This is a genomic window from Pantoea sp. 22096 (assembly GCF_052045955.1).
Lineage (GTDB): Bacteria > Pseudomonadota > Gammaproteobacteria > Enterobacterales > Enterobacteriaceae > Pantoea > Pantoea alfalfae.
Genome location: NZ_JBQEPW010000002.1, coordinates 297,784 through 322,508 on the forward strand (window position 1 = coordinate 297,784; position 24,725 = coordinate 322,508).

Consider the following 24,725-nt stretch of genomic DNA (forward strand, 5'->3'; position numbering starts at 1 on the left):
TACGCTATGACGGAGTAAATTTATGGCAAAAAAAAACCTAAGCCCCCCACAGTGGTTAAGACTGTGGAACGCTTAGGTTTTGCCTGTTATCCAGTAACAACCCTACGCTGAAAACGGCTCTAACCTAACACTGCTTTTTAAAATTGAATAGCACTGCCGGATTATTTCACAAGAAAATGTGAGCCGATTAACAATTAATATCTCTTATTTCATGTGACTGGTGTTAATTAATATTTAAAATGAGGTAAGAAATCACCAGGAGAATATCATATTAGTTTTCTTGCTAATTCATTCAATTAAGACTGATGATGTTTATGCGTAGAGTTAAAATACGCAAACGGCGTCAAAGCTTAAAAATGAATGATCAAAAATCCAGATTATTGAATCCTGATTGATGCTATAGCGCTGAGTTCAAAAATGTAGCTGGTTGATTTGCGTGATTTACAGGGAGATTGCAGGCGGGCATTCAGCACAAGGAAATGACAGGAGGATGTGTTTTGTATGTCCTGACAAAAGGTCGGATAAATCCGTTAATCAGAAACAACAACGCCGGGAGGGTCGCTTCCGGCGTTGTGGCAATTACGCAGCTTTAACGGGGCGTACTTTCTTCGCAGCAGGCTCTTCCACCTGCTCATCCGCACCATTATCTGCCACGGCTTCAGGCTTCGTCGCGCCTGCGGACACGTCCGGCAGTTTGCTGGTACGCAGAATATGCTGCACTGTGTCTTTCTGCTCTGCAATCAGCAGGCCCAGCGTTTCTGCCTGAGATTCATCCAGTGCAGGTTGATGCTGTAACAGCCAGTCAGTAAAGGCTTCGGCCATATCGAGCATTTTGTCGTAGGCATCGGCCTCTTTCTTATTGGCAAACGTCATCTTCTCTTCACCCTTTCTGACTACAACAAATTTTGTTTCAACAGCCATCTTTTCGCCCTCAGGTACTGTGTATACATACAGTATATCATGCCGGTTATGCTTTGCCAGCAGAGAATCAAGTTTACTTGCTACGCGCAGGCTAACCTTAACCGGGCGCAGGTTTTTTTCTTTTTCCTGCCGCTTCTCTGCCAGAAGCCAGGCTGACTACACCAGCAGCTCTTCAAGGAACATCGCCAGCGCCTTACGCGGATCGTCTTCTTCGGAAACGATCACCTCGATCCCCCACTGCCCCAGCACCTCTTTGGCTACCGGGTTATTACGGTTAGTGAACAGATACGATTTGGGCCGGGCTGTCGCCAGCCCGGTGCGGCCCCACATCTTGGTCAGACGGTAAAACAGGAGGCGGATGTTGAAATCGCTGATGCTATAGCCGACAAACAGCACAGAGTTGCCCATTACGTCATGGGTCAGTTTGATGTCGAGCGGTGAGTCGAAATAGAGGCGTTCAAAATAGCTGCTCTCATCAAGCACGATAGAGGTGTCATCATCGAAGTCACCGTGCAGTTTGATGATGTGACGTTTATCTTCGGTCAGTGAGACCAGGTCAGCGGCGTTCGCCACTTTATAATAGGGAACACCGTGCGCATCATGCGCTGCTTCCAGCCAGCGATCGTAGTTGGTAGTGTAGATACGCGAGAAATTACCCTGAGTAATCATGGTGTGAATTTCTGAAGACCGGACATCGATATCCGGGCGGTGCCACTCGCGATCCATCCAGCTGCGCAGCGGGCCAAGTGAACCTTTCTTCTGTTTGTAATATTCCGCCAGCGACAGATGCGTGCCGTAGGTATTAAAAATCTTAGGATCGTAGCCCAGCTCATTTGCGAGGTGAGCAATCAGTTCATGCCACTCGGGTAAGCCAAAATTGCGCGAAATACCGGCACCGGCAAAAAGAATCAGTTTGCCGGAATCATAGGCGCGTTTGAGTTCAGGTTTCATGCCACTCCCCGCGAGGTTTTTAAAAAGGTGGCGAAGCGATCCAGCGCGATGCGCCGCATTGAGATCTCGTTCTTGAGTTCGCCCATTTCTGCAAAGGTCTGCTCATAGCCTTCGGGAATAAACACGCAATCCCATTGAAAGCCGCGCGTTCCTGCAGGTTTAGGGGCGATGGTGCCGCGCAGTTCACCCGAGAACTGATACATTTTGCGGCCGTCGCAGTAGCCGAGCACCGTTTTGGCCGTCACGGCCTGGCTGTCCAGCCCCTGCACCAGCGCGGTAAAGCGCTCTGCGTCCAGGCGGTTCCAGAAGATGCGGGTCAGACCGGCCGGCAGACCATTCAGGCCGTCCAGATAGAGGCCGGTATGCTCCACAAACAGTGGCCGCCCAATCAGCGAAAAGGCTTTGGTCAGTTTATCGCGCACCAGGTCCAGCTCGTTTTCAGTCTGAATTTCTTCGATGCGACGGGCGATGGGCAGAACTTCGACCCCGATGGGTTCGAGTATTTTGCGCACCTCAGCCAGTTTTGGCTCATTGGCAGAAAGGAATCTGATTTTCATGGGGCTTCCAGGTCAATTACTCCGCCACGCAGTGAGGATTTTTACGAAAACAGGCGGGCAGGATAAATCACTAACGCTGGAGAGTGTAGTTCAATTCTGTGGGCATTAAATTGCAGAACCGGCTTCAGCAGGAGAGCCGGTTCTGTAGCCTCAGTAAACAATGCCCGGTGGATTCACCGTGGAGTGTGTAACCGCTTCATCCTGTTCACCCCAGCGGGCCAGCACCTGCTGATACTGCCCACCTGTAATGGTGCCATCCAGAGCGGCTTGTAAAGCCGGTGCCAGCCCATTGCCCTTTTTGGTGGTCACGGCAACCCAGGCGCGAAATGGACCGCTGCCAACCAGCTTTGTCTGTCCGCGTGAGGCCACTTTCCAGGCGGCCATCGAGTGCGGACCAAAGATCGCATCGGCTCGTCCCGACAGCAGCGTCAGCGTCGCTGAGGCATCATCGGTAAGATAGACTGGCGTCACCGCAGGCAGACCATTGGCCCGATTCTGCTGATCCCAGCTCAGCAAGATGCGCTCCTGATTGGTGCCCGACGAAACGATAATCCGCTTACCGGCAATATCAGGCGGGCTGTTTATCTGGCTGATTTTACTGTCGCTTTTTACCGCAAAGGCGTGGTTATCAGCGCGATAGGTTGCGAAATCGAACTTCTTCTTACGCTCTTCGGTAACGGCAATATTAAACATGGCGACATCATAACGTCCGGCGCTGATGCCCAGCGGCCAGTCTTCCCACGAGGCCGGAACCAGCTTCAGCTTTAACCCCAGACTGTCAGCCAGCAGCCTGGCAATGTCCGGATCGCTGCCGATCCGCGTGACGTTGTCAGACGCCAGCAGCGACAGCGGCGGAGAATTAGTCGCGGCGGTCGCCACCGTCAGCGTACCGGGTTGTATAAAGTGAAAGCCAGCCGGGATTTTCGCGATCGCCTGCGGATTCGCCGGGGCATGGATTGGCGTCTCATTTTTCAGCACATCGAGCTTCTCCGCAGCCGAACAGCTCAGCACCGGGAGCAGCGTCAGCGCTGTTAAGGTCAGCGCCCTCATAACACGCGCGCCAGGAAACGGCGGGTGCGCTCATGGCGCGGATTGTTCAGTACCTGCGTCGTGCTGCCCTGCTCAACAATCCGGCCATCCACCATAAAGACCACGTTGTCCGCCACTTCACGGGCAAAGCCGATCTCATGGGTCACAATCACCAGCGTGGAGCCGGAACGCGCGAGCTTTTTGATCACGTCGAGCACTTCACCGACCAGCTCCGGATCCAGCGCCGAGGTCGGCTCATCGAACAGCATCACGCGGGGATTGAGCATCAGTGCGCGCGCAATGGCGATACGCTGCTGCTGCCCGCCCGACAGATGACGCGGCCAGGCATCGGATTTATGGCGCAGGCCGACAATGTCCAGCAGTTCACCCGCCCGCGCTATCGCTTCAGATTTCGTCAGCTGACGATGGGCAATCGGCGCTTCAATCAGATTATCCAGCACACTGAGGTGCGGAAACAGATTGAAGTTCTGGAACACGTAGCCGACGTTGATACGCTGCCGCAGAATCGCCTTCTCTTTGAGTTCATACAGCTTGTCGCCGCGCTGCTGATAGCCGATATAGTCGCCATCGATCTGAATGAATCCCTCGTCGACCCGCTCCAGATGATTGATGGTGCGCAGCAGCGTGGATTTGCCGGAGCCGGATGGCCCCAGAATCACCGTGACCGAACCGGGTTCCAGCGACAGCGAAACATCATCCAGTGCTTTGTGTTTACCAAAACGCTTGGTCACGCCGGTAATAGTGATGGCACCTGTTGTGTGAGAAGTGCGGTAATCAATGGCTTCGGACATGGCTGATCTCCTCGGTCGGATGAAGTGGCGTGACGCGATTGCGCCATTGTTGCCAGCGCGAAGGCTGCGGCTCACGGTTCACGCTGCGGGCCAGCCAGCGCTCAACGTAATACTGAATCACGGACAGGACGGTGGTGATAATCAGATACCAGGCGGCACCGACCATCAGCAGCGGGATCACTTCCTGATTACGGTTGTAAATCATCTGAATGGTATAAAACAGCTCCGGCATCGCCAGCACGTAAACCATCGAAGTCCCTTTTGCCAGACTGATGATCTCGTTGAATGCGGTCGGAATAATGGCGCGCAGCGCCTGCGGCAGAATGATGCGGAAGGTCCGGCGTGAGGCGGAAAGCCCCAGCGCGGAGGCGGCTTCAACCTGCCCGTGATCGACGCCGAGGATCCCGCCGCGGATAATTTCTGCACTGTAAGCCGCCTGCACCAGCGTCAGACCAATTACCGCCGCCGGGAACTGGCCCAGCACATTAATCGTCTGAAATGCGCCCCACGACAGGCCGGTAAATGGAATGCCGATCGACAGCGTGTCGTAGAGGTAGGAGAAGTTATAGAGAATGATCAGCACCACGATCAGCGGCAGCGAACGGAACAGCCAGATGTAGCCCCACGCCAGCGTGCTCAGCAGCCACGATGAGGAGAGACGTGCCAGCGCCAGCAGACCGCCGAAAAAGAGGCTGAATATCGTGCCCAGCAGGGTCAGCAGTAGCGTCTGACCCAGACCGTGCAGGATCACCGGATCGAAAAACCAGCGGGCAAACACGCCCCATTCCCAGCGCGGGTTAAAGGCCACTGACTGCACCACACCCGCCAGGATAAACAGCGCCAGAATAGCGCCGGCGGTGCGCGCCGGATAACGTGCCGGGACCACCTGTAGATGTTGATGTTTGCTCATCGTCACTCCTTAACTCGCCTCAGCGACGTTATAAACGCCGATTACTTTAATAAAACGCAGTCGCCCGTCATGTGGCGGCTGGCCGTAACGCTCCAGATCGCCGCTCAGATCGAACTGTGGCTGATAGCCGTGACCGGTATAAAGCCGCACCGCCTCTGGCTGGCGAAAGCCGGTGGTGAGAAACAGCCGCTGATAGCCCGCCTGCAGCGCGCGCCGTTCCAGTTCCTGCAACACCACCAGCGCCAGCCCCTGACGGCGCAGATCGCTGCGGGTCCAGATGCGCTTCAGCTCAGCGGTCTGTGGGTCATAAGGTTTATAAGCGCCCATCGCAATGATTTCGCCGTCGCGTTCCAGCACAATAAACAGCCCCTGCGGCGGCAGATACCATTCCGTCAGCTCCTGCTCCTGCTCGTTACGGCGGGAAAAGAAGTCGCCATAACGTGCCGAATATTCACCAAACAGACCACCCAGAATCGGTTGCAGCTCGGGGGCCTCGGGCGAAACTTCGCGGAAAGTCGATTCACTCATGCTCAGCTCCTTAGTCGCCCAGCCCGGCGGGGTTAATTTCAGAACGATCGATATGCTCCACGCCTTCACCCCAGCGGTTCAGCACCTTCTGATAATCACCATTGCTGATGACGCCATTCAGCGCAGTGCTGATCGGTTCTGCAAGGCCGCTGCCTTTTTTCACCGTAACGGCAATGTGCGCCGCTTTTGGCCAGCCACCATCCACACTGCCGATCAGCCGGGTTTTACCGGTCAGTGCCGCTTTCCAGGCACCAATGACGTTAGGACCAAACCAGGCATCGGCCCGCCCCGCCTGCAGTGCCAGCGTCTGGGCGGCGTCATCTTTGGCGTAGATCGGGGTAAAGCCCTTCAGACCCTTTGCCTGATTCTCTTTATCCCACGCCAGCAGAATCGCCTCCTGATTGGTGCCGGATCCCACAATGATCCGCAATCCGGCAATGTCTTCCGCTTTGGTCAGTGACTTAATCGGGCTGCTGGTTTTGACATAGAAGCCGAGTGAGTCTTTGCGATAGGTGGCGAAGTCGAACTTCTCTTTGCGCTCTTTAGTCACGGTAATGTTGGAGATCGCCGCATCATACTTGCCCGAGGCCACACCCAGCGGCCAGCCTTCCCACGACGTCGGCACGACATTGAGTTTTAATCCCAGGCTATCCGCAACCAGTCGGGCAATATCCACCTCGCTGCCGAGCAGGGTTTTGTTGTCATCGGAAAATACCGTCAGCGGCGGAGAGTTCTGCGCCGCCACGGCCACGGTAAAGGAGCCCGGCACTACAAAGTGATGTCCCGCGGGCAGTTGCGCGATGGCGTCAGGATTCTTCACCGTATTAATCGGCGCTTTATTGGCTTCCAGGCTGACGCGCTGGCCGTTATAGGACACGCTGGTGCCTTCAGCCAGCGCATGGCTGCTGGCGGTCAGAATAAGCAGGGCAAGAAGACGCGATGTTTTTTTCATGACGCAGGCTCTTATTGTGAGGTGAACTGATTAACGGGTTGCTTCAGGGCGAAGCTGTCGCGCAGCGTACTGCCCGGGTAGTCGCGGCGCGTCAGGCCGCGAGCCTGCAGAATCGGCACCACGCGGTCAACAAACCGTTCAAAGGTGTCGGGTGTGCCGCCATTGATAATGAAGCCGTCTGTGGCGTGGGTTTCGAACCAGAGCTGCAGGCCATCCGCGACCTCTTCCGGCGTACCGTGAAACAGCGGACGTGGCGTTGCGGCTTCCAGTGCCGCCTGGCGCAGCGTATGGCCATGCTGCTGTGCTTTGCGTTTGATCTCGTCGGTGGTGCTGCGGAAGCTGTTCTGACCAATGTCGCCGATGTCCGGGAACGGCTGATCCAGCGGATATTGAGAAAAGTCGTGGTGGTCAAAGAAACGACCAAGGTAGTTAAGGGCATCGGTAATCGATACCAGCGCCGCCGTGGTCTGATACTGGCGCTCTACGTCTTCCGCATCATCGCCCACGATCACGCTGACACCCTGGAAGATGTGAAGATCCTCTGGCTGACGACCGTTCGCTACCAGCTGCTGTTTCACATCCTGATAAAACGCCTGCGCTTCTTCGCGGGTGGGCTGATGGGTAAAGATGGCGTCAGCATGACGCGCCGCCAGCTTTTTACCGTCGTCGGACGCACCCGCCTGGAAGATAATCGGACGGCCCTGCGGCGTGCGGGCGATGTTTAGCGGTCCCTGCACCTGGAAGAAGTCGCCATGATGATCGAGCGTGTGCAGCTTCGCCGGATCGAAGAACTGCCCGCTCTCCTTGTCGCGCACAAAGGCATCCTGCTCCCACGAATCCCACAAGCCTTTCACTACCTGCAGATACTCGTCGGCAATGCGGTAACGCAACGCGTGTTCCGGGTGTTTCTCGCGGGAAAAGTTTTTGGCGGAACCCTCCAGCGGCGAGGTAACAACGTTCCAGCCCGCACGCCCGCCGCTGAGGTGATCGAGGCTGGCAAACTGACGCGCTACCGTGAACGGCTCGCTATAAGAAGTGGAAACGGTACCGACCAGCCCCAGATGTTCTGTAACGCCCGCCAGTGCAGAGAGCAGCGTCAGCGGTTCAAAACGATTGAGAAAGTGCGGGATCGATTTCTCATTGATAAACAACCCGTCGGCAACAAACAGAAAATCGAGCTTGCCCTGCTCCGCCTTGCGGGCGATTTTTTTGGCGTACTCCAGATTAATACTGGCATCGGCCTGCGCCGCGGGATGGCGCCAGGCAGACATGTTTCCCGATGCGCCATGCAGAATAGTGCCCAGCCGAAGTTGTCTTGTGGTCATGATGCTCTCTCTTTTTTAGTCGTAGCGATGCCCGACGAGGGTTGTCAGAACCCCCGTGTTTTGGCGGGCTGCAGAAGAATTCAGTTCAGAATGGCGTCCCGACATCGCGCATTGAGGTGTTGCAGCGCCTGGCGTGCCAGTCGGGCGAAGTAGTCGGCGGCGGGGGCAATCAGCGCCTCATCCGGGGTAAAACTGGCATGGTGCAGACCAAAATCACTGGCGCTGCCGATACTGACAAACGCGCCTGGCACCTGTTGCAGATAGAACGCAAAATCCTCACCCAGCAGATGCAGTTCGGCGGACTGCACCCGATAGCCAGCCTGCTGCGCGACGTCACTGCTGAAGGTTGCCCAGTGCGCATCGTTGATTAGCACTGGCGGGCCGGGCTGCCAGCTCAGGGTCGCCTGCGCGCCATTGGCTTCAGCAAAGTGTTCAACCAGCGTACGCACCCGCTGTTCCAGTTCGGCACGCAGTTGTAAATCGTGCGTGCGGGCGGTGCCGCCAAACTCAACGCCGCCCGGCAATACGTTCCAGCTTTTGCCGCAGTCGATGCGGGTAATGCTCAGCACCAGACTGTCCAGCGCACTAAAGCTGCGGCTGGTGAGTCCCTGTAAGGCCTGGATGATCTGGCTGGCGGTGACAATACTGTCCACGCCCTGCTCCGGATACGCGGCATGTGCGCCTTTGCCGGTGACGCGAATAATAAATTTGTCCGTATTGGCGTAAAACGCCCCGCTGCGGGTAGCAAACGTACCAACAGGCAGTGAAGGCTCGTTGTGCATGCCGAAAATAGCCTGCACCTCATCCAGCACGCCCGCCTCGATAAACTGGCGTGCTCCGCGAGCAATCTCTTCAGCGGGCTGAAAGAGGATGCGCACCCGACCAGGCAACTGATCGGCCTGGTCGTTAAGCTGTAACGCCGCGCCCAGCATCACAGCGCTATGGAGGTCGTGACCGCAGGCGTGCATCACACCGGGATGACGGGAGTGAAAACGCACACCGCTCGCTTCATGGATTGGCAACGCATCGATGTCGGCGCGCAGGGCGATGACGGTCTCTCCGCTGCCAATTTCCGCCACAAGACCCGTCTCAAGAGGATAGTCGAGCAGCCTGATGCCCGACGCCTGCAACCAGCCCCGCAGCCGGGCGGTGGTGGCGAACTCCTGACCCGACAGCTCTGGCCAGGTGTGCAGTTCACGCCGCCATTCAATCAGTTGTGATGCATTGCTCATGATGACTCTCCACTCAGACTCAGGCTGCAACCAGATGATGTGTAGCCAGCAACTCCAGTGACTGCAGGCGGGCAACCGGCTCGGTAATCGGCGTGTCGATAACGAACTCATCAATGTCGAAATTATGGTGCAGCGCATCAAGCTGGGCATGAACCTGTGCTGCGGTGCCTTTCAGCAGTGACGGTGTGCGCGGCTCAATCTGATAATCGCGATATCCACCCTGCCGCACATAGCGCTCAGCCTGTTCCAGACTCGCGACGTTAACGCCAGGTCCGTCTTTCACCGACACATGATAATGACGCAGCGTGGAAACCAGCAGGTCAGCCTGGGCGGGCGAGTCGGCCACCACTACCTGAACAGCCACCAGAGCGCGCTGGCCGTTACTGAGGTGAGAGAAAGTACTCAGTGCATGCTCCAGCAACTGGCGGTCGCCATTGAGATGAGCTGCAAAGACAAACTGCCAGCCCAGACTTGCCGCCAGCCGGGCGCTCTCTTCACTGGCGCCCAGCAAAAATCGGTTAGCAGGACGTGATGGCAGCGGCGTCGCGGCTAAACCTTCGACATCAGGCTGCGCCTGTGTGGGTTTAAGCCAGCTATCCAGCAGTTGAAGCTGTTCGGCAAAGCTCCCTTTTTTAGCCGCATCGACACCCTGTTGCAGTGCATGTGTGGAAAGTGGCAGTCCGCCCGGCGCTTTGCCCACACCAATATCAATGCGGCCCGGTGCCAGTGAGGCGAGCAGGTTAAAGTTTTCCGCCACTTTATACGGGCTGTAGTGCTGCAACATCACCCCACCCGATCCGACACGAATATGGCGGGTCTGGGCAACGATCCAGGCAATCAACACTTCCGGTGAAGGACTGGCCAGCTGCGCGGTGTTGTGATGTTCCGCCAGCCAGAAGCGGTGATAACCCCACTCCTCAGCTAACTGTGCCAGCTGCAGCGTGCGCTGCAGTGCTGCTGCAGGCGACTCGCCCTGCAGCACGGGCGCTTTATCTAACAGACTTAATCGATATGCCATTCACCTGGTCCTTATTCATTCCGGTTGCGGACCAGTGTGCTGCGCAGTCGATAATTGGTAAAACATCATATTGTTTTATGCTTTATTGAATTCGTCATAATGGGGAACAGTGAGAAGTGAAAGAGGGAAAACGGGCTCTGAAACAGGGAATCAGGCAGATATTTTGCGTATAACGTTTTTCGATGCCTGATATTCAGGTGAGTAAAATCGGCGAACTGGCAAAGGTCTGCAGAAAATCGTCTTACGTATGGAGAGATGACAGTTGTTATTAGCCGCGACTGCAGGAATTTCATTCATCAGGGATGGAGCATTATTGAGTCGACTCTTAACGGGGCAGAAAAATGAGACAGGAAATAAGTCTTGTAAGCATTCGTACAAGTCAGAGGCTACACAGCATGTAGCCTCCGGAATATTGTTAACTGGCCGTAACCTGGCTGATCATTACGCCCTTGATGGTGCTGTTTTCACGATAATATTGAAGGCAATTCAACTGAGTAAATTCTCCGTATCGACGTGAATTATTGCAATATTGGTTAATTTTCCCCTCTGGCTTACTGGAGAACATCGAGAACAGAGTGTCTGAAGATGCGTTGAGTAAAGGGATGCCTGTAACAGAGACATTCAAATACCCTTGATATTCAGAACACTCTTTTTTCGTTCCCTCGCTCGCAATGGCTATCATCGTTAAGTCTCCCTGCCCCATCTCGTTATCTGAAATAAACCAGAAGTTTACATTTCTGGATGTCAGGCAGAACCACGATGCCTGATTATCGTGGTTAACTACAGCTCCGGTTTGTTTTGCAATGTCTTCAAGGCGGCTAAACTCCATGGCAAAAAGCCTGTCACCAATGATTACTTCGGGAACTAATTCTTTGCGTGTGTCGTGATAAGTGACTGATGATTTGTCATCATAATAACTGGCGCCGAAGCCAGTCATCTGAGCAGCCATCACAGCAGGAGAAAATATTGTAATGATAAGAAGTGATTTCATTTAACATTTAACTCCCTGTCACCACTTGCCCATATGCTTTTTCATACACTGAGTGAAGCGATTATACAACCTTCAGATGAATCCAGTGGATGCTTCTTGCTTGCTCCATGAATACGAAACGCAGAGCGGCCACACATGGCATTGCTCAGAGCGGGTGTGAGATCGAGAGTATATTTTCCGGTGTGAACTGAATTATGCGGAGAACCAATGGTATAATTACCCCTGGGTAGTGGGCCTTTGCTGCTTACACATTCCTGAGAAAAATCATTCTTATAACCTGTCGCCCCGGCGTAATCTGCGGTGTATGTTTCACCATTGCGGCTGAAGGTGTGTGATGTGACATCATATTCCCATGCCATTATCCATTCCTCTCATTCCATGAATCAGAATAAATGACATTACCGTCCAGATAATGCCATGTAATTTTTTTATAGGAAAAATCAATAAACTCAACATGATTGTGCCTGGCCCACTGGTGTTTTTTAACATCCATCATCAGGGAATCTACTTCTGTAACCTTAATGTTCTCAAGGCTGGTTCGAAAATACTCCTCCTCCTGTCCGTTATTATTTATTCTATAGAATTTAAATACTGCTGACTTTAGTGTCTGCCCCGTAGACAGGGCTTTGTAAAGCCAGGGAGAAGAACTATCAATTTCTTTCATAAATGAGAATGAACTATGTAAGCATTTTGCGGTGATTTTTCCGGTTAAAATCTCTGTAGGTTGTTCAATAGAGTGCATTAGTTCGCTAACTTCTATACTTCCCTCTCTGCCTTTTACATCAACGCTTCCTTTTATGGTCTTACCACTATCATCCATAAGCCATAGCTAAACTGGAATAGCCATTACTAACTCCCTTTTATTATCAGACAGTGTAATAATCATCTGTTATATCTTTTTAGCAAGAGAGTATTGGAAGATTTTTTGATATCAATCAAGTGATGGCATTTCTTTGGGTTTTAGCGAAAAAACAAGTTAAGTCATCGAGTAATTACTCATGTAAATTAAAATCATAATGATATTGAACAATTTTATTTTTAGATGAAAGATCATTTTGTCTGATGATACCGAAAGCGGCTGATTAAAGCATGCTGCCTGGCATACTTGCTTACACGCCAAAGCGCAAACTCTATCCCGGAGTCAGCTGATTCAGGATCGCTTGCCTGTTGATGTCTGCGCAAAGTAATAGCGTTGATATACGTAAAAACAGGTGTCTAAAGCGTATTTTCTAAGGCCGTTGCGAGTTTTGTTTCAACGGGAAAAAGCGGGTGTTGATAAGCGCCACATTCACTTCACAGGGAACGCCGTCGTCGAGATAAACGGTTTCATTGAGCTGAATGACAGCATCCCCTTCCGCTAAATTAAGCAGAGTCAGCGTCTGTGAATCAGCGAGATTCACGGCCGTCAGATGCTGATCCCTGAGCTGCACTTTCTTACCGGTAACCTCTTCAATATAGCCATATTTTGAGACCTCCAGCTTGCTGAATTCCAGGCTATTAAACATATTCACCGGCAGGTGAATATGTTCCAGAGCCACGGGGATATCATCGAAACACATCAGGCGTAAAATTTTATAAATCTGATCGCTGTTTTTAATACGGAGCGCCTGCGCCATATCGGCTGAAGGGACTTTAATTATGCTGACCGAAATGATTTTCCTGACGCCTTTATGCCCCTTTCGTTGCGCCTGAAAATCAAACGGTGAAAGCACATGATATCTGTGCGCCTGACTGCTCACTTCAGTAGAGCCCACAAAGATACCTGAACCTTTGACGCGATAAATTCTCTGCTGCTCAACCAGAATACGTGTCGCTTCACGAACCGTCGCACGGGTAATGCCGATATTTTTTGCGATGGATATTTCGGTATCCAGCTTTTCTCCGGGGAGAAGGCCATCATCCTTAATTTTATTGAGGATGTAATCAACAACCTCTTTTTGCTTTTCTGTGATGCCATCAGCCATCGAATGTCTTCCTGTATGCGTGAAGGTGGAACGCCATCAATCCGTATCAGTACAGTTCTGCCTGACATTGCCGGATAAGTACTACTTCGGCGACCTGAATATGTGACCAACTTATCAAGTTGGCACTGATGTTAAGGCTATTCAGCGATATTTTGACTTTACAGGTTGTGTCCATACACATCGAGGGACATCATCAGGATGACTAGACATCTTCAACATGTACAGATGTGATGACGAAGATGACATACAACCTTACGTCCACGGTCAGCAACTAACTTTCTCGTAACACTATGAGAAGAGGCTCTTTTAATCATCTTAAGCCCTTCATTGTCCTGAGCTTCGGTTCTCAGCAGGCTCAGTTAAAAAGTGGTGAAGCAGGAGTTTTGAAAAACTGACTGTACATACTCAGGCATTTTGAGGGAGATCAAAGCGATGTCACACCTGGCGAAGTGGTTAAACAATGAGAAAGTCCAGTACGTTGAACGCGTTGCGGACTGGCAGGAAGCGATAGCGATAGCCGGGCGACCTCTGCTCAGTGAAGGCGCAATATCGCAGGATTATATTGATGCCATTATTCGACAGAAAGAGGAGATCGGTCCCTTTTTTGTTATCGCGCCGCAGATTGCCATGCCTCACGCGCGCCCGGAACAGGGCGCGCACAAACTGGGTTTGTCGATTGTGCTGCTGGGCACACCTGTAAATTTTGACTCTGAAGAGAACGATCCGGTAAAGGCGATTTTTATGTTTGCGGCACCGGACAGTAATAGCCATATCGAAATGATTTCCCAGCTGGCGGAAGTGCTGTCCGATGAAGAGATCATGGCTCGGATCTTTAATGCGAGTAGCCAGGACGCGCTCATGACGATTTTATCAGGCGTCTGATCCGCCCGTTAAAAGCGACTTTTAATCAACAGTTAATGAGGTTTGATATGAAGATTATGGCAGTGTGTGGTTCAGGCCTGGGCAGCAGCTTTATGATGGAAATGAACATCAAAAAAGTGCTTAAAACAATCGGCGTTGAAGCGGAAGTTGAACATTCAGATCTTGGTTCTGTTACGCCTGATGTGGCGGATGTGTTTGTGATGGCAAAAGATATTGCCTACAGCGCAAACCTGCCGGAACAGAAGGTCATCATCATCAACAATATTATCGACCTGAAAGAAGTGGAGCAAAAAATACGCGAGTATTTTGAGAAAAACTGACGCTAATAATCAGATAAACGCCTTACCTCGAGGTTAATATGTTTACTCAAAATCTTTTGCAGTTCGTCGTCGATGTACTGAAAGTGCCCTCAATCCTGGTCGGACTGGTGGCATTTTTCGGACTGATTGCGCAGAAAAAGCCGTTTCCAGATGTGATTAAGGGCACGGTAAAAACTATTCTGGGCTTTCTGGTGCTGGCAGGTGGCGCGACCGTTCTGGTCGGTTCCCTGACGCCACTGGGCGACATTTTCAAACATGCGTTTGATGTTCAGGGCATCATTCCAAATAACGAAGCAATGGTCTCTATCGCGCTGGCTAAATATGGCGCGCCAACCACCATGATCATGGCCTTCGGCATGGTTGCCAACATTGTGGTTGCCCGATTCACCCGACTCAAATATATCTACCTGTCAGGACATGTGACGTTTTACATGGCCTGTATGATCGCGATTATTTTATCGGTTGCTGGTTTTGAAGGTATTCAGCTTATTTATACCGGGTCACTGCTGTTAGGTATTCTGATGGCCACCTTCCCGGCTATCGCTCAGCCCTATATTCGCAAGATCATCGGAGGTGACCATGTCGCGCTGGCGCATACCGGGACAATAGGTTATGTCTTATCAGGTTGGATTGGTTCTTTAGTTGGTAAAGGTTCGAAATCCACCGAAGAGATGAATATGCCAAAAAACCTGAGTTTTTTGCGCGACAGTACAATCTCTATCTCCCTGACGATGATGATTATTTACTTAATCCTGTCGGTGTCTGCCGGTAAAGAGTACGTAGAGTCTAACTTCAGCAATGGTCAGAACTATCTCGTTTACTCCTTCATTCAGGCCATTACCTTTGCCGCAGGCGTCTTTATTATTCTGCAGGGCGTGCGTTTAATTCTGGCTGAAATCGTTCCGGCCTTTACCGGCTTTTCAGAAAAACTGGTGCCGGAAGCCAGACCCGCGCTCGATTGCCCGATTGTCTTCCCCTATGCGCCGAATGCGGTGCTGGTTGGCTTTATCTCCAGCTTTGTCGGTGGTCTGGTCGGACTGTTTGTCCTGGGTCAGCTGCATTGGGTCTTGATTCTGCCGGGTGTTGTTCCTCACTTCTTCTGTGGTGCGACAGCTGGCGTGTTTGGTAATGCGACCGGCGGCAAACGCGGAGCAATCTGTGGCGCCTTCGCTCATGGCCTGTTAATCACCTTCCTGCCTGTCGCCCTGTTGCCGGTGCTCGGACAGATTGGACTGACCAACACCACTTTCTCGGATACGGACTTTGGCGTAACAGGCATCCTGCTCGGTAATATGGCGCACTTTATGGATAAGGGAACCATTACCCTGATTATCACCGGCATTTTTGGCCTGCTTGTGGTTTATAACTTCATGGCCAAAAAGAAAGTTCCTGCTGAAACAAATGAAGTGTAATCAGCCGCTGTAATGCTAACCGGAAAAGGCCCTCCGCCTTTTCCGGTTTTTCACACCCGACCAGACTGACCGAACCCCCGGTATTCCCACACTTACTGGCTGCAGCGCGCCAATCCTGATATCGATTAAAGTCATTTCTCCCCTTTGTTTTGCCCGTACGCTGACGCACAACGCCACTGCTCCCCTCATTTCTGGTTCAACCCGGTCCTGATTTTCCATAAAAAAAGGACTATTCCGAACGTAAAAAGTGATCTGAATCACATTTTCAACATTAGACATACTAATAAATAAAATTTAACAACAAAACATTTGAATGATAATGATTAACATTTACACTCTCACCCGCATATAACAAAGCGTTAAACGCTGCCAAATCCACAAATAATATGCGGTATTTTCTCTTTTTAAGGTGAAAACCCTAACCCACGTAATGGTCAGGGTTTTTATCTGGTTAGTTAGTTTTATGTTTACTGGAGTTGTTGAGCGGATTTCTAACGCTGCTGACGTGGTGTCGGCAGGGTCACTGATATTCACGCACAGGAACTGAACATGCTTTTACGCTCATCCACTCAGACGGCACTGGACCTCGCGCCAGCCTCCAATGCCAGCGGAGCCGAAACGGCTATTTTTAACGATCAGCAACTGGCGGCCTGGTCGCAGCAGACTCAGGAGGTGCTGTCGCTGATGACGCGCACCGTTACTGGCGTAGAGAAGCCTTTCAGCGGGATTCTGCCCCACGAACTGGCGGCGGCGTTCAGCGATGTCGATCTCGATCGTCCGCTGGGCAATAACGATGACGCGCTGGCAGAGCTGAGTCAGCTCTATCTGCGTGACGCCGTCTGGTTCCACCACCCTAAATACCTGGCGCATCTGAATTGCCCGGTCGTGCTGCCCTCTCTGATGGCCGAGCAGATTATGGCGGCAGTGAACAGTTCGGTCGATACCTGGGATCAGAGTGCCGGCGGCACGCTGATTGAGCAGAAGGTGATCGACTGGACGCTGAGCCGTATTGGCCTGCCTGCCGGATCGGATGGGATCTTTACCAGCGGCGGCACCCAGTCCAATCTGATGGCAATGCTGCTGGCGCGTGACAGCTGGTGCGCGGAACATCATCCGGGGCATCTGATCAAACATCGCGGCCTGCCGGAGACAGCGCCGAAGTGGCGGGTATTTACCTCGAAACTCAGCCACTTCAGCATTCAGAAGTCGATGGCGATTCTGGGTCTGGGCTATGACGCGGTTATCGCCGTTGATCACGACGACCACTACCGCATGGACGCAAAATGCCTGGAAAAAGAGATCGCACGCTGCCGCAGTGAAGGGCTAATCCCGATTGCCGTAGTCGCCACCAGCGGCACCACAGACTTTGGCAGCATCGATCCGCTGCCCGAAATCGCCCGTCTCTGTGACGATTACGGTCTCTGGATGCATGTTGACGCCGCTTACGGCTGCGGCCTGCTGGTTTCTGAGAATCATCGCGCACGGCTTAACGGCATTGAGCATGCTGACTCCGTCACTGTCGATTATCACAAATCGTTCTTCCAGACTGTCAGCTGTGGCGCCTTCTTTGTGCGCGACAGTCATGACCTGAAGCATGTCACGCACCATGCAGATTACCTGAATCCACTCAGCGCTCAGCAGGAAGGCACGCCCAATCTGGTGAACAAAAGTATTCAGACCACCCGCCGTTTTGACGCCCTGAAGATGTGGCTGACACTGCGTGTGATGGGCCCCGCGGCGCTGGGTGACGCCTTCGATACGCTGATAGATCTGACCCAGGCCGCGCACCAGCTGTTAACGGCGCATCCTGCCATTGAAGTGCTGCATGCGCCTGAGCTGACGACCCAGATTTTCCGCTACGTTCCCGGCAAACATGCCAGCGACGCGCAGATCGACGAGATCAACGCTGCCATCCGTAAAGCGCTGTTCCGTTCCGGTAATGCGGTGATTGCGGGCACCAAAGTCGACGGGCGTCAGTATCTGAAATTTACCCTGTTAAATCCCACCACGACCACTGCCGACATTGAAGATGTACTGAGCCTGATTGCGCACTATGGCCGCGAACAGGTGCGTGCCTCTGCGCTGAGCGCGGCGAATCATGGAGAGATCTGAAATGAATAATCCTGTTTACGATTTTATTGGTATCGGCATCGGCCCGTTCAACCTGAGCCTGGCCTGTCTGAGCGAGCCGGTTGAGGGGCTGAATGGTCTCTTCCTGGATGAGAATTCGGGCTTTGACTGGCACACCGGCATGATGCTGGAAAATGCGCATCTGCAGACGCCGTTTATGGCCGACCTGGTGACGCTTGCCGACCCCACCAGCCCGTATAGTCTGCTCAACTACATGAAGGAAAAGGGAAAGTTATACTCTTTTTATATCCGTGAAGATTTCTTCCTGATGCGCAAAGAGTATAACCAGTACTGCCAGTGGGCCAGCTCGCGGCTCTCCAATCTGCGCTGGAACAGTCATGTCGAGTATGTCAGCCATGATGAGGCCACCGGGATCTATCATCTTCAGGTGACCGACACCCGAACGGGTGAAAAACTGCGCTATCAGGCGCGTCATCTGGTTCTCGGCACCGGGCCTAAAGCCTGGATGCCAGCGTGCAGCCAGCCGCATCGTCAGCGCCTGACGCACTCCAGCCACTATCTGGCTAACAAAGCAGAACTGCAGCAGAAGCGTTCAATTACCGTACTGGGCAGCGGCCAGAGCGCCGCAGAAATTTACTACGACCTGCTGACCGATATTGACCGCTTTGGTTATCAGCTCAACTGGATCACCCGCGCGCCGCGCTTCTATCCGCTGGAGTACACCAAGCTCACGCTGGAGATGACCTCACCAGAGTGGGTCGACTATTTCCACGCCCTGCCCGCCACCACCCGTGATGAGCTGAATGCGCGCCATAAGAATCTCTACAAAGGCATCAACAGCAGCTTAATCAATGACATTTATGACCTGATGTATGTCAAACAGCTCGACGGCGATCTCAACGTCAACCTGTTTACCCACTCGGCGCTGACCGCGATGCGCTGGCTGCCGCAGGGCGAATTCGAGCTGACGCTACATCAGGAGGAGCAGGATTGCACCTTCACCCGTCGCACTGAAGGACTGGTGATGGCGACCGGCTATCACTATCAGCCACCAATGTTTTTAGAGGGCATTACCGCACGCCTGCGCTGGGATGACAAAGGCCGCTACGACGTGCAGCGCAACTACAGCATCGATCATCATAATCAGATTTTCGTGCAGAACGCCGAACTGCATACCCATGGCTTTGTCACGCCGGATCTCGGCATGGCCTGCTACCGCAACTCTGTGCTGCTGCGTGAACTGACCGGACGCGAGGTCTACCCGATTGAGCGCCAGATCGCCTTCCAGACCTTCCCGGCTAAATCGGAGCACTGAGATGAAATCACTACCACTGTTCAGTGCCGACCGCCCCGCAGGACGGTTTACCCTGAGACCGATGCTTGAGAGTGATGCGCCGCTAATCCACAGCTGGGTTACCCGCGATTACGCACGCTTCTGGGGCATGCAGCAGCAGAGCCTGGAGCAGGTCGCGGCGTTCTACCAGACGCTGACGGCAACGGATCCGCATGCCGCGCTGATTGGCTGCTGCAACGATCAGCCCGTCTGCCTGATTGAGTGCTACCGCGCCGGTGACGATGAGGTTGGCAAATTTTATCCGGCCGCGCCTGATGATTACGGCATGCACATTCTGATTGCCCCGGCCAGCCAGCCGATCAAAGCCTTCAGCTGGCAGGTCTTCACGCTGGTAATGGACTACATGTTCAGCCGCCCCGAGGTGCGTCGCGTGGTGGTCGAACCGGACGTGCGCAATGAAAAAATTCACGTGCTGAATAAGCGCGCCGGGTTCCGCTACCAGCACACCATCGACATGGGCCATAAAACCGCCTGGCTGGCCTTCTGCCAGCGGGAAGATTATCAACACGCGTTACAGCAGGAGTCGCAGACCATGAACACCCTCTCATCACTGACAGACGGCACGCATCTGACGGGCGACCACTGGGCGCAGGCAAACCGCATGCTGATCCGCAAAGCAATTGCTGAGTTCTCGCATGAAAAAATCATTGCGCCGCAGGAAACGGGCGATGGCAGTTATCAGCTGGCGGTGCCGGGCGGTGAAGCAACTTACCATTTCCGGGCGTCGCGGCTGGCGCTGGATCACTGGGAGATCGACGCAGATTCCCTGCGCAAGCAGGAGAACGGTCACGCGCTGCCGCTGGATGCGCTGAAGTTTATCGTGGAGTTCAACGGTGAGATCGGGATTCCGCAGGCGCTGCTGGCAACTTACATGGAAGAGATCAGCAGCACGCTGTGCAGCAGCGTTTATAAGCTGCAGAAGAATAACCCCGACAGCCAGGCGCTGGTCGCAGCTGATTTCCAGACGGTAGAAGCGGCGATGACCGAAGGCCATCCCTGCTTTGTTGCCAACAACGGACGTATTGGCTTCGATGCACAGGACTATCTGGCCTATGCGCCGGAAGCAGCCGCGCCCGTGCATCTTATCTGGGTCGCGGTCCACCGCCGCAACGCCCATTTCTCCAGCCTCAGCGAGCTGAGCTATGAGCAGCTGATGCGTGATGAGCTGGGCGACACTACCGTGGAACAGTTCAATGCGCAGCTGATAAAGAAAGGGCTGGCGACAGAGGACTATATCCTGATGCCGGTACATCCGTGGCAGTGGCAGAACAAACTGCTGACCGTGTTTGCAGCGGACATCGCTAATCACGATATTGTTTATCTCGGCACCGGCGACGACGCATACCAGGCGCAGCAGTCCATCCGCACCTTCTTTAACCGCAGCCAGCCTGAAAAGCGTTACGTGAAAACCGCGCTGTCAGTACTTAACATGGGCTTTATGCGCGGCCTGTCGCCCTATTACATGGCGACAACACCCGCGATAAACGGCTGGCTGGAACAACTGGTGGCGGGCGATGACTGGCTGAAACGCTGTGATTTCCGCATCCTGCGTGAAGTTGCGTCGGTTGGCTATCACAACCGCTACTACGAGCAGGCCATCAAAGGCGACTCCGCCTATAAAAAGATGTTTGCTGCGCTGTGGCGCGATAATCCAGCCGCCAGCCTGCAACCAGGCCAGCGTCTGATGACGATGGCCTCTTTCCTGCACGTCGATCACCACCAGCAGCCACTGCTGCCCGCGCTGATCGCGGACTCCGGTTTACCTGCGAAGCAGTGGATTGAACGCTATCTGACCTGCTATCTCAGCCCGCTGCTGCACTGCTTCTACCAGCACGATCTGGTGTTTATGCCGCACGGTGAAAACCTGATCATGTTGCTGGAAAACAACGTGCCGGTCAGCGCCTATATGAAGGATATCGGCGAAGAGATCGCCGTGATGAACCCTGACGCGGTGCTGCCGGAAGGCGTGCAGCGCCTGGCCGTCGAGGTGCCGGAGGAGCTTAAGTTGCTCTCTATCTTCACCGATGTGTTTGACTGCATCTTCCGCTTTATCAGCACGATTCTCGATCAGTCAGAGACGCTGCCGGAAGACGATTTCTGGCAGGCAGTGGCGCAGTGCGTGAAGGATTACCAGCAGGCGCATCCGGAGCATGCGACTAAGTTCGCGCGCTATGACATGTTCGCGCCTGAGTTTACCCGCTCCTGCCTGAACCGCCTGCAGCTGGCGAATAACCAGCAGATGATCAACCTCTCCGATCCCGCCGAGAACCTTAAGTTCGCTGGCACATTGATCAACCCGATTGCCCGCTGGCGCTAAGCGTTACACTGTCACTCGATTATTATGCGGTCACCCTGGTGGCCGCTTTTTTTAATGGTTTTATTGCAGGAATCTTTAATGGCTTCTTTTCAACCGCTGGCAACGCTGACCCGGCGACATCTTATCTTTCCGCTATCGCTGGTATTGTTCGAGTTCGCCACCTATATCGCCCATGACATGATCCAGCCCGGCATGCTGCTGGTGACGCAGGAATTCAAGGTCGGCCCGGAATGGGTTTCCACCTCGCTGACCGCCTATCTGTTCGGTGGCATACTGCTGCAGTGGCTGCTGGGTCCGCTCTCGGATCGCATCGGACGGCGTCCGGTACTGCTCAGCGGCGTGGCCTTTTTTATGCTCTCCTGCATCGCGACCCACTGGGTGCAAAGCATTGAGCAGTTTGTCCTGCTGCGGTTTCTGCAGGGGATCAGCCTCTGCTTTATCGGTGCGGTGGGTTACGCAGCGGTGCAGGAGGCGTTCACGGAGTCGCTGAGCATCAAAATGATGGCGCTGATGGCCAACGTTGCCTTGCTCGCCCCGCTGGCCGGGCCGCTGGCAGGCGCGGCTTTTCTGACCGTAGGTGAATGGCGCACCCTGTTCTGGCTGATTGGGGCGGTTGCGGCGCTGGCGCTGGCCGGGTTGTGGTATGCCATGCCTGAAACAGCAGGCGATCGTCAGAAACCGCTGTCGCTGCGATCGATTATCAGCGGTTACGCGGCGTTGCTGAAGGATCGTCAGGTGATGCGTGGTTCACTGGCTATCGGACTGGTCACCGTGCCCTGCATCGCCTGGGTGGCGCTATCACCTGTGATTTTGATCCACGGCGCGCAACTTAGCCGCATCCACTATGCCCTGCTTCAGCTGCCGGTCTTTGCCGCGATGATTGCGGGCAATCTGATGCTGGGGCGATTGTCCAGCCGTCTGCCGATTGAACAGCCGGTACGGCTTGGTGCCTGGCCCGTGGTCTGCGGACTGGCTATTGCGGTGGTCGCTACTTTGCTGGATCCGCAAAGTTATCTATGGCTCACCGCCGGAATGAGTCTTTACGGCTTCGGCACCGGGCTGATTAATGCCGGACTGTATCGCATGACGCTGTTTTCAAGCAGCGCCGGAAAAGGCAGCGTGGCGGCAATGCTGGGTATGGTAAGCATCCTGATTATTGCGCTGGGCATTGAAGCCGCCAAAACCGCATATTTCAGCTTTGGAACCGGAGGCTTTAGCCTGGTGAACCTGATCTGCGGGCTGCTGTGGCTGGGACTGGTGAGTGCGTTTCTGCGTGCCGGACAACGTAAATTATGTGCCGAATTGTAATGACGCCCCTGCAGGTCGTTAAGAAAATATAAATCCGCGGAATGGCAGATATTTATTTGCCATTCCGCATATTAAAACATTCATAAAAACCCACCCACTCCCGCATTTATTATTTTCAGATAAGCTTTGACCAAATCGTTACTTTATCTGTGAGTTGCGTCATTCGATGATGATTCCGCCTGCTGAGGCAATTGATAACAAAGGAATTCACCATGACGACGTTATTTCCCCTTAAACCACGCGCACAGACGCTGGTTTTTACCTTACTTACCGGGATTCTCACCTTTAATGCAGTGGCCGCGCCGGTTAAAGGCGGCACACTGATTTATCTTGAACAGCAGGCACATACCAACCTCTATCCGCCAGCCGGGGGCTTTTACCCTAATGGCGGCATTCTCAATCAGATCACCGATAAATTAACCTGGCAGAATCCTGAAACTTTACAGGTTGAACCCTGGATTGCGGAAAGCTGGACCACCAATGCCGATAAAACGGAATACACCTTTAAATTACGTCCGGGTGTGACTTTTTCTGACGGCACACCATTAGATGCCAACGCGGTGGCGAAAAACTTTGATACCTACGGGCTGGGAAATAAAGCGCTGCGCCTGCCGGTTTCAGAAGTGATTAATAACTACGACCACAGTGAAGTGATTGATCCGCTGACGGTGAAGTTTTATTTCAAAAAACCCTCGCCTGGATTTTTGCAGGGCACCGCCACCATTGGCTCCGGCCTGGTGTCGCTGAGTACCCTGGCACGCAGTTTCGATCAACTGGGTGATGCCCGGCATATCATTGGTTCCGGACCATTTGTGGTCAGTGATGAGAAGCTCGGTCGTGAAGTTGATCTGGTGGCGCGCAAAGCGTACCAGTGGGGCCCGAAAAACATCAGGCAGCAGGGTCCGGCTAACCTCGACGGAATTAAAGTGATTGTGACGCCGGAAGACAGCGTGCGCATCGGTGCGCTGCTGGCGGGCCAGGCGGGACTGATTCGTCAGGTGCAGGCTTATGATGAGAAGCAGGCGAAAGATCAGAACTTCCCGGTTTATGCCGCGCCGACCCGTGGCGTCAACGACAGCCTGAGCTTCCGTCCTGATAATCCGCTGGTGAGTGATATCCGGGTGCGTCAGGCGCTGCTGCACGCCACCAATGCGAAGCAGGTGGTTGAAACGCTCTTCTCTCCCAACTATCCGCAGGCAACCTCGGTCGTCGCGACCACCGCTGCCGGCTACGTCAATCTGGCGGACAAACTGACGTTTGATCTGGCGAAAGCGAAGGCATTGCTCGACCAGGCGGGCTGGAAACCGGGCGCAGATGGCATCCGTGAAAAAGCGGGCCAGCGACTGGCTCTGACCGTCTATGAATCCCTGCCGCAGCCGCAGAACAAAGAGGTGCTGCAACTGGTCGCGCAGCAGTGGCGACAGGCGGGGGTTACCCTCACCGTCAAAGCGGGTGATGCGGGCAGCAAAACGCTGGATAACCTCGATCCCCTGAAGACGCCGCTTAACGTCACCGAAGTTGGTCGCGCCGACCCCGACGTGATCAAAAGCAGTTTCTACCCGGCTAACCGCGACAACCTGCTGCAGAAAGGCGGCTCCAGCGACAAAGTAAAAAACTTCCGTGACGACAAACTCAATCAGCTGCTGGTGGATGTCTCCTCCGAAGTTGATCCGGCAAAACGGCTGCAGCTGACCGGTGATGTTCAGCGCTATCTGCTGGACCAGGCCTATGTAATTCCTATCTTTGAAGAGCCGCAGGTTTATGCAGGCGCGCCCTGGCTGAAAGGGGTCAGTTTTGAAGCGGTAGGCCGTCCGGCGCTGTATGGTGCCTGGCTGGAAAAACAGTAACCGG

Annotated in this window: 23 protein-coding genes; 8 read left to right on the forward strand and 15 right to left on the reverse strand. The window is 53.6% G+C overall.

All coding sequences use genetic code 11. The features are described from left to right. Positions 1–579 precede the first annotated feature (579 nt). From ACTJKZ_RS11615 to ACTJKZ_RS11685, 15 genes are all read right to left on the reverse strand, one after another. Positions 580–921 (reverse strand): YebG family protein, encoded by a 342-nt coding sequence (locus ACTJKZ_RS11615; protein WP_161736795.1) that lies wholly within the window; start codon positions 919–921, stop codon positions 580–582. Between the two features lie 156 nt (positions 922–1,077). Beyond that, complete coding sequence (locus tag ACTJKZ_RS11620) at positions 1,078–1,872, reverse strand: SIR2 family protein (RefSeq protein WP_003855101.1); 795 nt, start codon at positions 1,870–1,872, stop codon at positions 1,078–1,080. Beyond that, the gene (locus tag ACTJKZ_RS11625; RefSeq protein WP_161736794.1) at positions 1,869–2,429 is read right to left on the reverse strand and encodes a non-canonical purine NTP pyrophosphatase; all 561 of its coding nucleotides are present in this window, start codon (positions 2,427–2,429) and stop codon (positions 1,869–1,871) included. The genes ACTJKZ_RS11620 and ACTJKZ_RS11625 overlap by 4 nt, the downstream gene beginning before the upstream one ends. 150 nt (positions 2,430–2,579) lie before the next feature. After that, positions 2,580–3,479: an ABC transporter substrate-binding protein gene (locus tag ACTJKZ_RS11630; protein WP_161736793.1), complete on the reverse strand. Its 900-nt coding sequence runs from the start codon at positions 3,477–3,479 to the stop codon at positions 2,580–2,582. Beyond that, positions 3,476–4,270 carry an amino acid ABC transporter ATP-binding protein gene (locus ACTJKZ_RS11635; protein WP_253418169.1) on the reverse strand — a complete coding sequence of 265 codons (795 nt, stop codon included), beginning with the start codon at positions 4,268–4,270 and terminating at the stop codon, positions 3,476–3,478. The genes ACTJKZ_RS11630 and ACTJKZ_RS11635 overlap by 4 nt, the downstream gene beginning before the upstream one ends. Further along, entirely contained in the window at positions 4,254–5,180 is a 927-nt protein-coding gene (locus ACTJKZ_RS11640) for an amino acid ABC transporter permease (protein ID WP_253418167.1), read from the reverse strand. The genes ACTJKZ_RS11635 and ACTJKZ_RS11640 overlap by 17 nt, the downstream gene beginning before the upstream one ends. A gap of 9 nt (positions 5,181–5,189) precedes the next feature. Beyond that, positions 5,190–5,708, reverse strand: coding sequence for a GNAT family N-acetyltransferase (locus tag ACTJKZ_RS11645; RefSeq protein ID WP_098050091.1), 519 nt, complete (start codon positions 5,706–5,708; stop codon positions 5,190–5,192). 10 nt (positions 5,709–5,718) lie between these two features. Next, on the reverse strand, positions 5,719–6,660 hold the full coding sequence (locus ACTJKZ_RS11650; RefSeq protein WP_161736790.1) for an ABC transporter substrate-binding protein: 942 nt from the start codon (positions 6,658–6,660) through the stop codon (positions 5,719–5,721). Between the two features lie 11 nt (positions 6,661–6,671). Beyond that, the gene (locus ACTJKZ_RS11655) at positions 6,672–7,985 is read right to left on the reverse strand and encodes an LLM class flavin-dependent oxidoreductase (RefSeq protein WP_440829606.1); all 1,314 of its coding nucleotides are present in this window, start codon (positions 7,983–7,985) and stop codon (positions 6,672–6,674) included. 80 nt (positions 7,986–8,065) lie between these two features. Then, positions 8,066–9,217 carry an amidohydrolase gene (locus ACTJKZ_RS11660; RefSeq protein WP_440829607.1) on the reverse strand — a complete coding sequence of 384 codons (1,152 nt, stop codon included), beginning with the start codon at positions 9,215–9,217 and terminating at the stop codon, positions 8,066–8,068. Between the two features lie 19 nt (positions 9,218–9,236). Further along, positions 9,237–10,235: an MsnO8 family LLM class oxidoreductase gene (locus ACTJKZ_RS11665; protein ID WP_440829608.1), complete on the reverse strand. Its 999-nt coding sequence runs from the start codon at positions 10,233–10,235 to the stop codon at positions 9,237–9,239. A 415-nt stretch (positions 10,236–10,650) separates the two neighbouring features. Then, positions 10,651–11,226 (reverse strand): hypothetical protein, encoded by a 576-nt coding sequence (locus tag ACTJKZ_RS11670; protein WP_285088648.1) that lies wholly within the window; start codon positions 11,224–11,226, stop codon positions 10,651–10,653. A 41-nt stretch (positions 11,227–11,267) separates the two neighbouring features. Further along, positions 11,268–11,585: a tlde1 domain-containing protein gene (locus ACTJKZ_RS11675; RefSeq protein WP_440829609.1), complete on the reverse strand. Its 318-nt coding sequence runs from the start codon at positions 11,583–11,585 to the stop codon at positions 11,268–11,270. Continuing rightward, positions 11,585–12,046 (reverse strand): type VI secretion system tube protein TssD, encoded by a 462-nt coding sequence (gene tssD / locus ACTJKZ_RS11680; RefSeq protein ID WP_440829610.1) that lies wholly within the window; start codon positions 12,044–12,046, stop codon positions 11,585–11,587. Before tssD ends, ACTJKZ_RS11675 begins: the two co-directional genes overlap by 1 nt. Positions 12,047–12,455: 409 nt before the next feature. Next, positions 12,456–13,190 (reverse strand): GntR family transcriptional regulator, encoded by a 735-nt coding sequence (locus tag ACTJKZ_RS11685; protein ID WP_222925737.1) that lies wholly within the window; start codon positions 13,188–13,190, stop codon positions 12,456–12,458. Between the two features lie 432 nt (positions 13,191–13,622). Between ACTJKZ_RS11685 and ACTJKZ_RS11690 the strand changes: the two genes are divergently transcribed. The 8 genes from ACTJKZ_RS11690 to ACTJKZ_RS11725 all read left to right on the forward strand — a co-directional run bounded on the left by ACTJKZ_RS11690 (position 13,623) and on the right by ACTJKZ_RS11725 (position 24,721). Then, positions 13,623–14,072, forward strand: a complete 450-nt coding sequence (locus tag ACTJKZ_RS11690; protein WP_161736990.1) for a PTS sugar transporter subunit IIA — start codon at positions 13,623–13,625, stop codon at positions 14,070–14,072. Between the two features lie 47 nt (positions 14,073–14,119). Further along, a complete protein-coding gene (locus ACTJKZ_RS11695; RefSeq protein WP_003855084.1) occupies positions 14,120–14,392 on the forward strand; it encodes a PTS sugar transporter subunit IIB in 273 nt (90 codons plus the stop codon). A 38-nt stretch (positions 14,393–14,430) separates the two neighbouring features. Then, positions 14,431–15,804 (forward strand): PTS ascorbate transporter subunit IIC, encoded by a 1,374-nt coding sequence (locus ACTJKZ_RS11700; RefSeq protein ID WP_285088644.1) that lies wholly within the window; start codon positions 14,431–14,433, stop codon positions 15,802–15,804. 549 nt (positions 15,805–16,353) lie between these two features. Continuing rightward, complete coding sequence (locus tag ACTJKZ_RS11705) at positions 16,354–17,916, forward strand: pyridoxal phosphate-dependent decarboxylase family protein (protein WP_440829611.1); 1,563 nt, start codon at positions 16,354–16,356, stop codon at positions 17,914–17,916. Between the two features lies 1 nt (position 17,917). Beyond that, positions 17,918–19,210, forward strand: a complete 1,293-nt coding sequence (locus tag ACTJKZ_RS11710; RefSeq protein WP_440829612.1) for a lysine N(6)-hydroxylase/L-ornithine N(5)-oxygenase family protein — start codon at positions 17,918–17,920, stop codon at positions 19,208–19,210. A 1-nt stretch (position 19,211) separates the two neighbouring features. After that, a complete protein-coding gene (locus ACTJKZ_RS11715) occupies positions 19,212–21,566 on the forward strand; it encodes a GNAT family N-acetyltransferase (protein WP_440829613.1) in 2,355 nt (784 codons plus the stop codon). A 78-nt stretch (positions 21,567–21,644) separates the two neighbouring features. After that, positions 21,645–22,874, forward strand: coding sequence for an MFS transporter (locus ACTJKZ_RS11720; protein ID WP_253418148.1), 1,230 nt, complete (start codon positions 21,645–21,647; stop codon positions 22,872–22,874). A gap of 212 nt (positions 22,875–23,086) precedes the next feature. Continuing rightward, on the forward strand, positions 23,087–24,721 hold the full coding sequence (locus ACTJKZ_RS11725; RefSeq protein WP_440829614.1) for a TIGR04028 family ABC transporter substrate-binding protein: 1,635 nt from the start codon (positions 23,087–23,089) through the stop codon (positions 24,719–24,721). Positions 24,722–24,725: the final 4 nt, after the last annotated feature.